Below are 15,523 nucleotides of genomic sequence, written 5' to 3' on the forward strand. Positions count from 1 at the left end.
GCTGGTGTCGATGAGGAGGGATCGATGAGCCGACCTGTTGATGCGAACGGTCTGCCGTCCGAACTCGGGCCCCTCGACATGCTGCTGCATCGCGGCGAAGCGAACCCGCGGACCCGCTCGGGCATCATGGCGCTGGAGATCCTCGACACCACCCCGGATTGGGAGCACTTCCGGGCCTGCTTCGACAACGCCTCCCGCAAGGTCCTGCGGTTGCGGCAGCGCGTCGTCGTGCCGACCCTGCCCACCGCACCGCCGCGCTGGGTGGTCGACCCGGACTTCAACCTCGACTTCCACGTCCGCCGGGTGCGCGTCCCCGAGCCAGGCACCCTGCGCCAGGTGCTCGACCTGGCCGAGGTGAGCCTGCAGTCGCCGCTGGACATCTCCCGGCCGTTGTGGACCGCCACCCTGGTCGAAGGACTCGAGGCAGGCAAGGCCGCCACCCTGCTGCATCTGAGTCACGCCGTCACCGACGGGGTGGGCGCGGCGACGATGTTCGCCGAGATCTATGACCTGGAACGCAATCCACCCGCGCGGCCGACCCCGCCGATGCCGGTGCCTCAGGACCTCACCCCCAACGACCTGATGCGCGAGGGCATCAACCAGTTGCCCGGCGCCATCGTGGCCGGCCTGTTCGGCGTGGTGTCCGGCGGGCTGTCGGCCATTGGCCGCGTGGTGCGCAATCCGGGCACCGCCGTGTTCGACGTCCTCGACTACGCCCGGTCCGGACGCCGGGTGATGGGCCGGGCGGCCGAGCCGTCCCCGCTGCTGCGGCGGCGCAGCCTGTCCTCGCGCAGTGAAGCCATCGAGATGAAACTGGCGGACTTGCGATCGGCCGCCCACGCGGCCGGCGGATCGATCAACGACGCCTATCTGGCCGGGCTGTGCGGTGCGCTGCGGCTCTATCACGAGGCGCTCGGCGTCCCGGTCAACAGCTTGCCGATGGCCGTGCCGGTGAGCCTGCGCGCCGAAGCCGATCCGGCCGGCGGCAACCGGTTCGCCGGGGTCAACCTGGCGGCCCCGATCGGTGTCGCCGACCCGGCTCTGCGCATCCGGAAGATCCGCAAGCAGATGACCTCCCGGCGTGAGGAGGCCGCCATCGACCTGATCGGCTCGGTGGCGCCGGTGCTCAGCCTGCTGCCCGACGCGGTGCTCGAGGCGATGAGCGGATCGGTGATCGCCTCTGACGTGCAGGCCAGCAATGTGCCGGTCTACGCCGGCGAAACCTTCATCGCCGGGTCGAAGGTGTTGCGCCAGTTCGGTCTTGGGCCGCTGCCCGGGGTTGCGATCATGGTCGTGCTGGTTTCCCGGGGCGGCTACGCGACCGTCACCGCCCGATACGACAGGGCCGCGATCACCAACGAGGAACTGTTTGCGCAGTGCCTGCGGTGCGGATTCGACGAGGTGCTCGCCCTGGCCGGTGATCCGCCACGGCGGGTGGTCCCGTCGTCGTTCCCCGACCCGGTTGACGACTCCACGCAAACCCCTGCGAACGGATCGGTGTCCTACTCATGAGTGACAAGAACCTGCGCCTGCCCGGCTCGGTCGCCGAGGTGACGGCCAGCCCGCCCGGCCCCCAGATCGGTGCCTTCTTCGACCTCGACGGCACGCTGGTCGCCGGCTTCACCGCGGTGATCCTCACCCAGGAGCGCTTCCGCAGCCGGGACATGGGCATCGGCGAGCTCATCACGATGATCGCGGCCGGGCTCAACCACCGGCTCGGCCGGTTGGAGTTCGAGGAGCTGATCGGCAAGGCCTCGCAGGCGTTGCGCGGTCGCGCACTGTCCGACCTGCACGAGATCGGCGAGCGGCTGTTCATCCAGAAGATCGAGAAACGGATCTATCCGGAGATGCGCGAGCTGGTACACGCGCACATGGAGCGCGGCCACACGGTGGTGCTCAGCTCGTCGGCGCTGACACTGCAGGTCGAGCCGGTGGCCCGCTTCCTGGGCATCGAGAACACGCTGACCAACAAGTTCGAGGTCGACGAGGACGACGTCCTCACCGGCGAGGTTGTGCGCCCGATCCTGTGGGGGCCCGGCAAGGCCGACGCGGTGCAGAAGTTCGCCGCCGACAACGACATCGACCTCAAGCGGTCCTACTTCTACGCCGACGGCGACGAGGACGTCGCGCTGATGTATCTGGTCGGCAACCCCCGGCCCACCAACCCCGAGGGCAAGATGGCCGCGGTGGCACGGCGGCGCGGCTGGCCCATCCTGGAATTCAACAGTCGCGGCAGCGGTGGGCTGATGGGTCAGGTGCGGACCCTGCTCGGCGTCGGGTCGCTGCTCCCGGCCGCCACCGGCGCGATCGGCTGGGGCCTGCTGACCCGAAGCCGACGCCGCGGCGTGAACTTCTTCACCACCGCGTTCCCGAACCTGATGCTGGCCGCCAACGGCGTGAATCTCAACGTGCTGGGTGCGGAGAATCTGACCAAGAAGCGGCCCGCGGTGTTCATCTTCAACCACCGCAACAACTTCGACCCCATCATCTCCGCAGCCCTGATCAAGGACAACTGGACCGGGGTGGGGAAGAAGGAACTCGAAAGCGACCCCGTGATCGGCACATTGGGCAAGCTGGTCGACACCGTGTTCATCGACCGGGACGACCCGAAGGCCGCCGTGGAGTCGCTCCAGCGTGTCGAGGACCTCGTCGAGAAGGGCCTGTCGATTCTGATCGCGCCGGAAGGCACCCGGCTGGACACCCGCACCGTGGGTCCCTTCAAGAAGGGCCCGTTCCGGCTGGCGATGGCCGCCGGTGTGCCACTGGTCCCGATCGTGATCCGCAATGCCGAGGTGATCGCTCCGCGGGACTCCTCGACGATGAATCCCGGAACCGTGGATGTCGTTGTCTATCCGCCGATTTCAGTGGAGGACTGGACGCTCGACGACCTCTCCGAGCGGATCGCCGGTGTCCGGCAGCTCTACCTCGACACCCTCGCGGACTGGCCGCAGGACAAGGTTCCGGTGCACCCGATCTACAAGAAGGCAGCGGCCAGGAAGGCGCCGGCCAAAAAGGCAGCGGCCAGGAAGGCGCCGGTCAAAACGGCGGCGACAAAGAAGGCAGCGGCCAAGAAAACCGAGCCGCCGACTGTCAGGGGCGGTCGATGACCGCCTGCGATCACCTCGCCGATTTCGGCACTACCGGCGACGCGCTGGTGCTGGCCTCGGTGTCGTCGAAGGCCGAACTCGAGCTGCTCAATGACTGGCTGCACGCCCAGCGGCGGGCGCACCCCAACACCAAACTCGAGGTGTTGCAGTTACCCGCCGGGGATCCGCCGCCGGGGGTGGTGGCCCAACTCGTCGAGGAACTTGGGACCGGTGGGGACCGGCTGGTGGTTCCGGTGCAGGTGTTCTGGGTTCCGGGCGGGCTGCCCACCCGGGTCAAGATCGTCGGTTTGATCTCGGGCCGAGACACCTACCGGCCGCCGGAGTTGTTGCAGCGCAGCATTCTTCGCAAGGATCCGTCGCGCGCCCGCATCGTCGCCGGCGAGCCGGCCAAGGTGTCCGAGCTGCGCCGGCAGTGGCAGGAGAAGACGGTCGGCGAAAGTCCGCGCGACTTCGCCCGCTTCGTGCTGCGTCGCGCGGCACTGGCCATCGAGCGGATGGAACTGCGCCTGCTCGGGCCGGAGTACAAGTCGCCGCAACTCATCACCGATGAGCTGATGGCGTCGTCCCGTTTCATGGAGGGACTGGAGAAGATCCCCGGGGCCAGCCCCGTCAAGGCCGAGGAGATGCTCAACGAGCTGGCCACCGGCTGGAGCAGGTTCTCGGTGGACCTGATCCCCAACCTGGGCCGGGCGATCTTCAGCCGCGGCTTCGATCCCCGCATCGACTACGACCCGGTGGAAATCGAGTCGATGCGCCGTGCCCTGGAAGACCACCCAGCGGTGTTGCTGTTCTCCCACCGGTCCTATCTCGACGGTGTCATCGTCCCGGTGGCGATGCAGGAGAACAAGCTGCCACCGACGCACACGTTCGCCGGGATCAACCTCTCCTTCGGATTCTTGGGCCCGCTGATGCGCCGCTCGGGTGTCATCTTCCTGCGACGCAAGCTCGACGATCCGGTGTACAAGTACGTGCTTCGCCAGTTCGTCGGCTACATCGTCGAGAAGCGCTTCAACCTGAGCTGGTCGATCGAGGGCACCCGTTCGCGGACCGGAAAGATGTTGCCGCCCAAGCTCGGTCTGCTCGCCTATGTCGCCGACGCCTACCTGGACGGCCGCAGCGAGGACATTCTGCTGCAGCCGGTGTCGATCAGCTTCGACCAGTTGCACGAGACCGCCGAATACGCGGCCTACGCGCGCGGTGGGGAGAAGACCCCGGAGGGCGCGGAGTGGCTGTACAAGTTCATCAAGGCCCAGGGCGAGCGCAACTACGGCAAGATCTACGTCCGCTTTCCCGACGCGGTCTCGATGCGCCAGTACCTCGGTGAGCCCGGCGGCTCGATGGTCTCCGACCCGGCCGCCAAACGTCTTGCGCTGCAAAAGATGGCGTTCGAGGTGGCCTGGCGGATCCTCGCGGCGACGCCGATCAATGCCACGGGGCTGGTGTCGGCGCTGCTGCTCACAACGCGTGGCCGTGCGTTGACGCTGGGGCAGCTGCACCACACCCTGCAGGATTCGCTGGACTACCTGGAGCGCAAGCAGACTCCGGTTACCAACAGCGCCTTGCGACTTCGCACGCTCGACGGTGTGCGCGCGGCAGTCGACGCACTGTCCAACGGGCATCCGGTGACCCGGGTGGACGGCGGTCACGAACCGGTGTGGCGGATCGCGCCCGAACACGAGCACGAGGCCGCGTTCTACCGCAACACGCTCATCCACGCCTTCCTGGAGACCTCCATTGTCGAGCTCGCCCTGGCCCATGCCGGCCGCGCACCCGACGGCGCCCGGGTGGCGCTGTTCTGGGAGCAGGCGATGCGTCTGCGTGACCTGTTGAAGTTCGACTTCTACTTCGCCGACTCGGCGTCCTTCCGCGAGCACCTGGCCGAGGAGATGGAGTGGCACGACGACTGGGAGATCCACGTCGCGGCCGGCGGCGAAGCCGTCGACAACCTGTTGCGTGAGAAGCGACCCCTGATGGCGAACGCGATGCTGCGGCCGTTCCTGGAGGCCTACGAGATCGTCGCCGACGTGCTGTGTGACGCGCCGGCTGAGATCGGGGAGAAGGAGCTCTCCAAGATCGCCCTGGGCGTCGGGGCCCAGTACGCGGCGCAGGGCCGGATCCGCAGCAACGAGTCGGTGTCGGCACTGCTGTTCGCGACCGCGCGACAGGTGGCCGCCGATCAACACCTGCTGGAACAGGCACCGAACCTGCGGGAGCGGAGGCAGGCGTTCCTGCTGGAGCTGCGCGGCATCCTGGCCGACATGGACCGCATTCACAAGTTGTCCGCCGAGCAGTTCTACGCCCGCGAGGTCCGAGTTCGTGAACAGGCCGGCTGACCATACGCTGGCGGCATGACCGCGACTACCGGCTTCCGCCGCAGCGCGGTGTGGCCGGTGTTGTCGGTGGTCGCGTTGCTGGCCGGGATCACCGCGGCGGGTATCGGCGCGCTGTCGCTGGCCGAGGCGCTGGCCGCAACCGGCCTGCCCGACCCGGGACCGGTGACCACGCTGGGGCTGCCGTTCATGCGGGCGGCGGGGGAGATCGCCGCCGTGCTGGCTGTCGGCTCGTTCATGTTCGCGGCGTTCTTCGTCCCTCCCCAGGATAACGGCGTACTCGACGCCGCGGGCTATCTCGCCCTGCGGCTGGGCTCGGTGGCCTCCGCGGTGTGGACGGTGTGCGCGGCGCTGCTTGTGCCGCTGACGATCTCCGACGTGTCGGGACAGCCGCTGCGCGACGATCTCAACCCGGTTCAGCTGTGGTCGGTGGCCAGTCTGGTCGACATTGCGAACGCATGGCGCTGGACGGCGTTCCTAGCCCTTTTCGTCACCGTCGCCAGCGTCGCGGTGCTGCGCTGGGGCTGGACGGCCCCCGCGAATGGCTACTCGACGGCCTGCACAGCCGCTGGTCGCGGTTCTTCACCCATCCGGTCGTGGCCACCGTGATGTTCGTGGTGGGCTTCTACGCGCTGTACTTCGGCGGAATCTTCGACGATGCGGTCAGCCACCACGGGGCGCACGTCCTGATGAACCTGCACTTCCTGATGAGCGGCTACCTGTTCTACTGGGTGGTCATCGGAGTGGATCCGGCACCGCGGCAGTTGCCGTCGGTAGCCAAGATCGCCATGGTGTTCGCCACGCTGCCGCTGCACGCGTTCTTCGGTGTGGTGATGATGGGTATGCAGCGGGTGCTCGGCGAAAGTTTTTACCGCTCACTGCATTTGAGTTGGCATACCGACCTGGTGGGTGACCAGCACCTCGGCGGCTCGATCGCGTGGGCCCCAGGTGAGGTACCGCTCATGGTGGTGATGGTCGCGCTGCTGGTGCAGTGGAGCCGAAGCGACCGGCGCACGGCCAAGCGGTTGGACCGCGCCGCCGACCGCGATCACGAGGCGGATCTGGTTGCCTACAACGCGATGCTGGCCGAGTTGGCCCGTCGCGACGCCGGCGGCGTCAACCGCTGAGCTGTCTCAGTCGTCGATCAGAGTGAACTCGCGGCGGTTCGTGGCGGCCGTGTCGTCATCCACAGTCCGCACTTCATCCACAGCCGCCGACCGCCCGGTCGCGGCGCGGACCTCGATGTCGGTGCCTCGCGGCTGACTGAGTAGGTAATGGATCGCTCTGGATTGAAAGGACCCCAGCCATGTTCGAAACCCATCTCACCGTCGTCGGCCGCATCGTCACTGACCTTCGGCGCAAGCCCGTCAACGGCCAGGAGCTGATCAGCTTCCGGGTGGCCAGTAACTCCCGGCGCCGAAACGGCGAAGGCACCTGGGAACCGGGCAATTCGCTGTTCATCACCGTCAACTGCTGGGGCAAGCTGGTCACCGGCGTCGGGGCGGCCCTTTACAAGGGCGCCCCGGTGATCGTCGTCGGCGACGTCTTCACCAGTGAGTACGAAGACAAGGACGGCGTGCGGCGCTCGTCGCTGGAGATGCGCGCCACCGCCGTGGGCCCAGACCTGTCCCGGGCCATCGTGCGCTTCGAGCAGCCACAGCCCAAGGCGGCCGAACCTGTCGCCGAGGAGGCCGCACCCGATGAGGCGGAGGAGCCCGAGGAAGCGGCGGATCTGGTGCTGTCGGCCTGACGGGGTGGCGGCCGCGCGGCAGAGACCCTGCGCGGCCGCCGGGCCCCGACCGGGTGACGCCTAGGATGGTCGGCGAGAAATACACGAAAAGACGGAAGGCGACACCGCGGCAATGGCGGATTACATCTACACGATGCGGAAGGTCCGCAAGGCCCACGGCGACAAGGTCATCCTCGACGACGTCACACTGGCCTTTCTGCCCGGCGCCAAGATCGGCGTGGTCGGCCCCAACGGTGCCGGTAAGTCCAGCGTGCTGCGGATCATGGCCGGTCTGGACCAGGCCAACAACGGCGATGCGTTCCTGGCGCCCGGCGCGACCGTCGGCATCCTCATGCAGGAGCCGCAGCTGGACGAGACCAAGACGGTCCGGGAGAACGTCGAGGACGGCGTGGCGATCAAGGCCAAGCTCAATCGGTACAACGAGGTCGCCGAGCTGATGGCGACCGACTACACCGACGAGCTGATGGACGAGATGGGCAAGCTCCAGGAAGAGCTGGACGCCGCCGACGCCTGGGATATCGACTCTCAGCTGGAGCAGGCGATGGACGCGCTGCGCTGCCCGCCGCCCGACGAGCCGGTGACCCACCTGTCCGGTGGTGAGAAGCGCCGGGTAGCGCTGTGCAAACTGCTGTTGAGCAAGCCGGACCTGCTGCTGCTCGACGAGCCCACCAACCACCTCGACGCCGAAAGCGTGCTGTGGCTGGAACAGCACCTCGCCGCCTACAAGGGCGCGGTTCTGGCGGTCACCCACGACCGGTACTTCCTGGACAACGTCGCCGAGTGGATCCTCGAGCTCGACCGCGGCCGGGCCTACCCGTACGAGGGCAACTACTCGACCTATCTGGAGAAGAAGGCCGAGCGCCTGGAGGTGCAGGGCAAGAAGGACCAGAAGCTGCAGAAGCGGCTCAAGGAGGAGCTGGCCTGGGTGCGCTCGGGCGCCAAAGCCCGGCAGGCCAAGAACAAGGCCCGACTCGGCCGGTACGAGGAGATGGCGGCCGAAGCCGAGAAGACCCGCAAGCTCGACTTCGAGGAGATCCAGATCCCCGCTCCGCCGCGGCTGGGCAACGTCGTCGTCGAAGTCGAGCATCTGGACAAGGGTTACGACGGGCGGGTGTTGATCAAGGACCTGTCGTTCACGTTGCCGCGCAACGGCATCGTCGGGGTGATCGGGCCCAACGGCGTCGGCAAGACCACGTTGTTCAAGACGATCGTCGGTCTGGAGAAGCCGGACAGCGGTACGGTCCGGGTCGGCGAGACGGTCAAGCTGAGCTACGTCGATCAGAGCCGGGCCGGCATCGACCCGAACAAGACGGTGTGGCAGGTGGTCTCCGATGGATTGGACTACATCGAGGTCGGCCACAACGAGATTCCATCCCGTGCCTACGTCTCGGCATTCGGATTCAAGGGTCCTGACCAGCAGAAGCCGGCGGGCGTGCTGTCCGGCGGTGAACGCAACCGGCTCAATCTGGCGTTGACGCTCAAAGAGGGTGGCAATTTGATCCTGCTCGACGAACCGACCAACGACCTTGACGTCGAGACCCTCGGCTCGCTGGAGAACGCGCTGGAGAACTTCCCCGGCTGCGCGGTGGTCATCAGCCACGATCGCTGGTTCCTGGACCGCACCTGCACGCACATCCTGGCGTGGGAGGGCGACGACGACAACGAGGCGAAGTGGTTCTGGTTCGAGGGCAACTTCGGGGCCTACGAGGAGAACAAAGTCGAGAGATTGGGTGCGGATGCGGCTCGTCCGCACCGGGTGACCCACCGCAGGCTCACCCGCGACTAATGTGATCGGCTGCGGACCAGCGTCGGTTCGCCGGCTCATCAGGAGTGGCAGGTATGACGGTTGACCCCAGAACTACCAGCCTCGACTTGCCCGTCGAGTGGACTCATCTCAGCCAGGACGCCGTCGACGAGATGAACTCGGCGATGGGCGCGGCCTACCTGGCCACCTATCGAGGCCCCCACGACGGCGTCCCGCACGCCGACGCCGACGACTCCGGACCGCTGGTCCAGGTCAACGCCCAAGATGTGGTTCCGCCGGAGCTCATCGCAGCTCAGGAACGTCTCGCGCACGGGCGGCCGGCCGGGGAGACGCTGGTGGCCGTCTACGGCAGCGACGACCCCGCTGGCTTCGGTCCGGCCCTGCAGATCGTCGCCGATCAGGCCGCTATGCTGCTGGACTCGGTCACGGTGCTGCTGCACCGCCTCGGTGTGGCCTACGTCGCGCTGATGAACCCGGTGTTCCGGGTCCGGCGCAGCCCGACCGGCGAGCTGCTCGATGTGCGACCGCAGTCCGCTGAGGCGGACACGGGGGCCGACGGTTTCCAGGAGTCCTGGATCCACGTCCAGCTTTCGCCCTCGGTCCACCGCAAGGCGCTTGCCGAGGCGCAGCGGCTGCTGCCGATGGTCGTCGCCGACGCACGCCAGGTGGCGCTGGACTCGGTGCAGCTGAGCGCGGTGCTGCCGAACCTCGCCCGCGAGATGGACGCCGACACCGGAGACCGGTTCGCGGGCCCCGATCGCCGGGACGTCGCCGACCTGCTGCGCTGGCTGGCCGACGGCCACTTCGTGCTGCTGGGCTCGCAGCTGTGCGTGGTCGCCGACGGCCACGCGACGGTCGACGAGTCCACCCGCCTCGGCGTCGCTCGGCTGCGCACCGAGGTGCTGCCCGAGCTGACCGAGCCCGGTGATCTGCTGGTGCTGGCGCAGGCGACCATGCCCAGCTTCCTGCGCTACGGGGCGTATCCGTACATCGTGGTGATCCGCGAGCAGCGGGACGGCGGCGATGTGGAACATCGGTTCGTCGGGCTGTTCGCCGTGGCCGCGACGAGCGCCAATGTGCTCGACATCCCGTTGATCTCGCGGCGGGCGCGCGAGGTGCTGGCCATGTCCAAGGACGACCCCAGCCACCCCGGTCAGCTGATGCTCGACATCCTCCAGACCATCCCGCGCTCCGAGCTGTTCTCGCTGACCGCCGAGCAGATGCTCGCGACGGCCAGCGCCGTCGTCGAGCTCGGCTCGCGCCGTTGTGCGCTGTTGTTCCTGCGCGCCGACCAGCTCGGGCATTTCGTGTCCTGTCTGGTGTACCTGCCGCGTGATCGCTACACCACGGCGGTGCGGCTGGCCATGCAGGACATCCTGGTTCGCGAGTTCGGCGGCCTGAGCATCGACTACACCGCCCGGGTCAGCGAATCGCCCTGGGCTGTCGTGCATTTCACGGTGCGCCTGCCCGACTCGTTCACCCGCCAGTCGATCGACACCACCGAAGCCAACCGCACCCGCGTGCGGGGGCTGCTCACCGAGGCGCTGCGCACCTGGGGCGACCGGCTGATCGGTGCGGCCAGGACCGGCTCGATCGACCAGGCGATGGCCGAGCACTACGCCGACGCCCTGCCCGAGGAGTTCAAGCAGGTCGTCAGCCCTACCGAGGCGATTACCGACATCGGCTACATCGAAGCGCTGCAGGACAACTCGGTCAAGCTGCAGTTCGAGAAGGGTGACGACGGCCGTGACGCGTTCCTCACCTGGTATCTCGGCGGCTCGACGGCCTCGCTGAGTCACCTGCTGCCGATGTTGCAGTGCATGGGCGTGCTGGTGCTCGAGGAGCGGCCGTTCACCGTCGTACGACCGGACGGGCTCAAAGTCTGGATTTACCAGTTCAAGATCCGGCCCGACGCCTCGATGCCGGACGCCGCCACCGAACAGGAGCGGGACGCCACCGCGCAGCGCTTCGCCGACGCCGTCACCGCGATCTGTCACGGCTGGGCCGAGATCGACCGGTTCAACGAGCTGGTGCTGCGGGCCGGACTGACCTGGCAGCAGGTCGCCGTGCTGCGCGCCTACGCAAAGTACTTGCGCCAGGCCGCTTTTCCCTACAGCCAGGCGCATATCGAGTCGGTGCTCAACGAGAATGCCGGCACCGCGCGCTCGCTGGTCGCACTCTTCGAGGCGATGTTCGACCCGGAGTCGACGGACAAGGGCCTGGACGCCCACGCCGCCGCGGCAGCGGTGAGCGCCGACATCGACGCGCTGGTCAGCCTCGACACCGACCGGGTGCTGCGGGCGTTCGCCTCGATGATCCAGGTGACGTTGCGCACCAACTACTTCGTCGACGACGACAGCTCGGCGCGTGCCCATAACGTTTTGTCACTCAAGCTCAATCCCCAGTTGATCAGCGAATTGCCTTTGCCCAGGCCGAAATTCGAGATCTTCGTGTACTCGCCACGGGTCGAGGGTGTGCACCTGCGGTTCGGTCACGTCGCGCGCGGCGGCCTGCGCTGGTCGGACCGCCGCGAGGACTTCCGCACCGAGATCCTCGGCCTGGTGAAGGCGCAAGCCGTCAAGAACGCCGTCATCGTCCCGGTCGGGGCCAAGGGCGGCTTCGTGGTCAAGCGGCCGCCGGCGGCGACCGGTGACGCCGCCGCCGACCGCGACGCCTCCCGCAACGAAGGGGTGGCCTGCTTCCGGCTGTTCATCGCCGGCCTGCTCGACGTCACCGACAACGTCGACCGCACCGGCGGCCACGTCATCACCCCGCCGGGCGTGGTCCGCCGCGACGGCGACGATGCCTACCTGGTTGTCGCCGCGGACAAGGGCACCGCCACGTTCTCCGACTTTGCCAACGACGTAGCCAAGTCCTACGGATTCTGGCTCGGTGACGCGTTCGCCTCCGGTGGCTCGGTCGGCTACGACCACAAGGCCATGGGCATCACGGCCAAGGGTGCGTGGGAGGCCGTCAAACGCCACTTCCTGGAAATGGGTGTCGATACCCAGAGCGAGGACTTCACCGTCGTCGGCGTGGGCGACATGAGCGGCGACGTGTTCGGCAACGGGATGCTGCTGTCCCGCCACATCCGCCTGATCGCTGCCTTCGACCACCGACACATCTTCGTCGACCCGGACCCGGACGCGGCCAGGTCCTGGGAGGAGCGCCGCCGGCTGTTCGACCTGCCGCGCTCGAGCTGGCAGGACTACGACTCCAGCCTGATCAGCTCCGGCGGCGGGGTGTTCAGCCGCCAGCAGAAGTCGATTCCGATCAGCCCGCAGATGCGCGAGGCGCTCGGCATCGACGACGGTGTCACAGAGACGACTCCGCCGACCCTCATACGGGCGATCCTGCAGGCCCCGGTTGACCTGCTGTTCAACGGCGGTATCGGCACCTACATCAAGGCGGAGTCCGAATCCGACGCCGACGTCGCCGATCGTGCCAACGACACGGTGCGCGTCAACGGAAACCAGGTGCGCGCCAAGGTGATCGGCGAGGGCGGCAACCTCGGTGTGACCTCGCTGGGCCGCGTCGAATTCGACCTGTGCGGCGGGCGGATCAACACCGATGCGCTGGACAACTCCGCCGGAGTGGACTGCTCCGATCACGAGGTCAACATCAAGATCCTGGTCGACTCGCTGGTCACGGTGGGCAAGGTCAGCGCCGAACAGCGCACCGAGCTGCTGATGTCGATGACCGACGAGGTGGGCGCGCTGGTGCTGACCGACAACATCGACCAGAACGACCTGATGGGCACCAGCCGGGCCAATGCGGCATCGATGCTCAACGTGCACGCCCGTCAGATCCGCGAGCTGGAGGAGCGCCGCGAGCTCAACCGTGAGCTCGAGGCGCTGCCGTCCAACAAGGAGATCCGCCGCCGCCAGGAGGTCGGCATCGGCCTGAGCTCACCGGAGCTGGCGACCCTGATGGCCCACGTCAAGCTCGCCCTCAAAGACGAGGTGCTGGCCAGCGACCTGCCCGACCAGGAGGTGTTCGCCTCGCGGCTGCCGCAGTACTTCCCCAGCCGGCTGCGCGACACCTTCGCCGCCGATATCCGCAATCACCAGCTGCGGCGCGAGATCGTCACCACGATGCTGGTCAACCACGTCATCGACACCGGCGGGATCACCTTCGCCTACCGGATCACCGAGGACGTCGGCGTCAGCTACGTCGACGCGGTGCGCACGTTCGCGGCCACCGACGCGATCTTCGGAATCGGCGAGGTGTGGCGCCAGATTCGCGACGCCGGTGCAAACGGCCAGGTGCCGGTCAACGTCTCCGACCGGATGACGCTGGACCTGCGCCGACTGCTCGACCGGGCGTCGCGCTGGCTGTTGAACTACCGCCCGCAGCCCTTGGCGGTCGGCGCCGAGATCAACCGGTTCGCCGCCCAGGTCGCCGCGCTGACTCCGCGGATGTCGGAGTGGTTGCGCGGTGAAGACAAGGCCATCGTCGCCAAGGAGGCCGCCGAGTTCGGCGCGCACGGCGCCTCGCCGGAACTGGCGTACAGCGTGGCCACCGGCCTCTACAAGTACAGCCTGCTCGACGTGATCGACATCGCCGACATCGTCGAACGCGATCCGGGCGAGGTGGCCGACACCTACTTCGCGCTGATGGACCATCTGAGCACCGACGGACTGCTGACCGCGGTGTCCGGGCTGCCCCGCGACGACCGCTGGCATGCCCTGGCCCGCCTGGCGATCCGCGACGACATCTACGGTTCGCTGCGGACGTTGTGTTTCGACGTGCTGGCGGTCGGGGAACCGGACGAGACGGGGGAGCAGAAGATCGCCGAGTGGGAGCACACCAACGGCTCCCGAGTGGAGCGGGCGCGCCGAACCCTGGCCGAGATCTACGCCGACGACGAACGCGACCTCGCGACGTTGTCGGTGGCGGCCCGACAGCTCCGCAACATGACCCGAACGACCGGAACAGGAACAAGTGGCTAACGGCTTCACCACCGGCGTGCGTGTGCGCTGGTCCGATATCGACATGTACCAGCACATCAACCACGCCACTATGGTGACGATCCTGGAGGAGGCGCGCGTGGACTTCCTGCGCGAGCCGTTCGCTGAGGACATCGCCACCATCGGCCTGCTCATCCACGAGGTGCAGGTGCTCTACAAAGGGCAACTGCGGCTTGCTGATTCACCGCTGCAGGTGACGATGTGGACCAAACGGCTGCGTGCGGTGGACTTCACCCTGGGCTATGAGGTGCGCTCGGTGGGCGCCGCGCCGGATTCGCGTCCGTCGGTGATCGCCGAAACCCAACTGGCCGCGGTGCACATCGAAGAGCAGCGACTGGTCCGGCTCTCGTCGACGCACCGGGAGTACCTGCAGCGTTACCTGCGATGAGCCTCACCATAGCCGACGTGGTCCAGCGAAACGACCTGGCCGCCTTCGTCGATCGTGCGCTTAGGCTCGACGATGCCGCGGTGGTCCGGCTGCGCCGGCGCGCCGACGGGCTGCTGGCGGCCTGGGTGAACACGGGTTTCGACGTGTTGGCCGTGCGGGTGGTGGCCGGAGAGCTCGATGCTGGGGATTTGTCTTGCGGCGCAGACCAATTGGCTCGGGGTCTGCGCAATGCTGACGCCTCGGGTGTAGTCGACACCGGGTATTCGATGGACTCCGCCTGGCGAGGTGTGCTTCCGCCGGACGCCGGGTTCGCCCATGTCGATGACATTCCGGCCGCGGTGCTGGTCAACCTGGCGCGCCGCGGTGCAGACCTGGCCCGCGACCACGGCAGCGCGCACGGCCCGCCGGCCTCGCTGCTGGATCAGGAGGTACTGCAGGTCAGCTCGGCGGACACCGCGATCGGTATCCCGATGCGCTGCGTGTTCGCCTTGACCGCAATGGGTTTCGTACCCGAGTCGCCATCCGAAGACGAGATCGTGCGGGTGCGGGTGCTGCCGGCGTGGCTGCGGATCGACGCCCGATTCGGTTCGGTGTTTCGCCGACGCGGCGATCCCGCGCTGGTGCTGCGGTGAGAGCCCACCCCCGCGTTGCCCTCGATGACGACAAGGCGGGGGAGTGATGGCTGAGAACGGGTCAGGCAGGCTGCCGTTCTGGCACAGCCCGGCGGCGCGAGTTGCCGTGGGTAGCGCGGTCGGCGCCGTCGTCGCCGCCATGCTGTGGACGCGCAGTGGTTCGCTGTCTCTGCTCGGCGGATGGACCGCGGTGGCGAGCGTCTTCACCGGCTGGACGTGGCTGGCCCTGTGGCGCTTCGACCACCGCCGGACCGAGACACACGCCGGGCGGGAGGAGCCGGGCCACCTCGCGGTCGTCGTGTTGATCCTCGGCGGCGCGGCGGCCAGCCTGGTCGGTGTCGGGGTTCTGCTGCGCCAGGCCCACGACGACGGCGCACGCTGGCTGGCGGTCGGCAGCATCGTGTTGTCCTGGCTCACCATCCACACGCTGTACGCGCTGATCTATGCCAAGCACTACTTCGACCCGGCGCGGAACGGCGGGATCGACTTCAACGACCCGCACGACAGCGACCGGCCCTGCTACTCGGACTTCTTCTACGTCTCCTTCGCGGTTGGCATGAGCTTCGCGATCTCCGACACCG

General features: G+C 67.6%; 8 protein-coding genes and 2 pseudogenes. All 10 read left to right on the forward strand.

All coding sequences use genetic code 11. From position 1 onward, the window contains the following. Positions 1–24: 24 nt before the first annotated feature. Positions 25–1,512 carry a wax ester/triacylglycerol synthase family O-acyltransferase gene (locus tag K9U37_RS09745; RefSeq protein WP_243071517.1) on the forward strand — a complete coding sequence of 496 codons (1,488 nt, stop codon included), beginning with the start codon at positions 25–27 and terminating at the stop codon, positions 1,510–1,512. Then, positions 1,509–3,107, forward strand: coding sequence for an HAD-IB family hydrolase/lysophospholipid acyltransferase family protein (locus K9U37_RS09750; protein WP_243071518.1), 1,599 nt, complete (start codon positions 1,509–1,511; stop codon positions 3,105–3,107). Before K9U37_RS09745 ends, K9U37_RS09750 begins: the two co-directional genes overlap by 4 nt. After that, entirely contained in the window at positions 3,104–5,440 is a 2,337-nt protein-coding gene (locus K9U37_RS09755) for a glycerol-3-phosphate 1-O-acyltransferase (RefSeq protein WP_243071519.1), read from the forward strand. Before K9U37_RS09750 ends, K9U37_RS09755 begins: the two co-directional genes overlap by 4 nt. A gap of 15 nt (positions 5,441–5,455) precedes the next feature. Further along, a pseudogene (locus tag K9U37_RS09760) lies at positions 5,456–6,564 on the forward strand (cytochrome c oxidase assembly protein). A gap of 179 nt (positions 6,565–6,743) precedes the next feature. Beyond that, a complete protein-coding gene (locus tag K9U37_RS09765) occupies positions 6,744–7,187 on the forward strand; it encodes a single-stranded DNA-binding protein (protein ID WP_243071520.1) in 444 nt (147 codons plus the stop codon). Between the two features lie 112 nt (positions 7,188–7,299). After that, the gene (gene ettA, locus K9U37_RS09770; protein ID WP_243071521.1) at positions 7,300–8,973 is read left to right on the forward strand and encodes an energy-dependent translational throttle protein EttA; all 1,674 of its coding nucleotides are present in this window, start codon (positions 7,300–7,302) and stop codon (positions 8,971–8,973) included. A 53-nt stretch (positions 8,974–9,026) separates the two neighbouring features. Further along, positions 9,027–13,904 carry an NAD-glutamate dehydrogenase gene (locus tag K9U37_RS09775; RefSeq protein WP_372489486.1) on the forward strand — a complete coding sequence of 1,626 codons (4,878 nt, stop codon included), beginning with the start codon at positions 9,027–9,029 and terminating at the stop codon, positions 13,902–13,904. A gap of 43 nt (positions 13,905–13,947) precedes the next feature. Further along, the gene (locus tag K9U37_RS09780) at positions 13,948–14,310 is read left to right on the forward strand and encodes an acyl-CoA thioesterase (RefSeq protein ID WP_252394444.1); all 363 of its coding nucleotides are present in this window, start codon (positions 13,948–13,950) and stop codon (positions 14,308–14,310) included. Continuing rightward, on the forward strand, positions 14,307–14,942 hold the full coding sequence (locus K9U37_RS09785; protein WP_243071523.1) for a DUF8185 domain-containing protein: 636 nt from the start codon (positions 14,307–14,309) through the stop codon (positions 14,940–14,942). Before K9U37_RS09780 ends, K9U37_RS09785 begins: the two co-directional genes overlap by 4 nt. A 139-nt stretch (positions 14,943–15,081) precedes the next feature. Beyond that, a pseudogene (locus tag K9U37_RS20470) lies at positions 15,082–15,492 on the forward strand (DUF1345 domain-containing protein); the annotation flags it as partial. Positions 15,493–15,523: the final 31 nt, after the last annotated feature.

Origin of the sequence: Candidatus Mycolicibacterium alkanivorans (assembly GCF_022760805.1) — a bacterium.
In the GTDB taxonomy this organism is placed as follows: domain Bacteria; phylum Actinomycetota; class Actinomycetes; order Mycobacteriales; family Mycobacteriaceae; genus Mycobacterium; species Mycobacterium alkanivorans.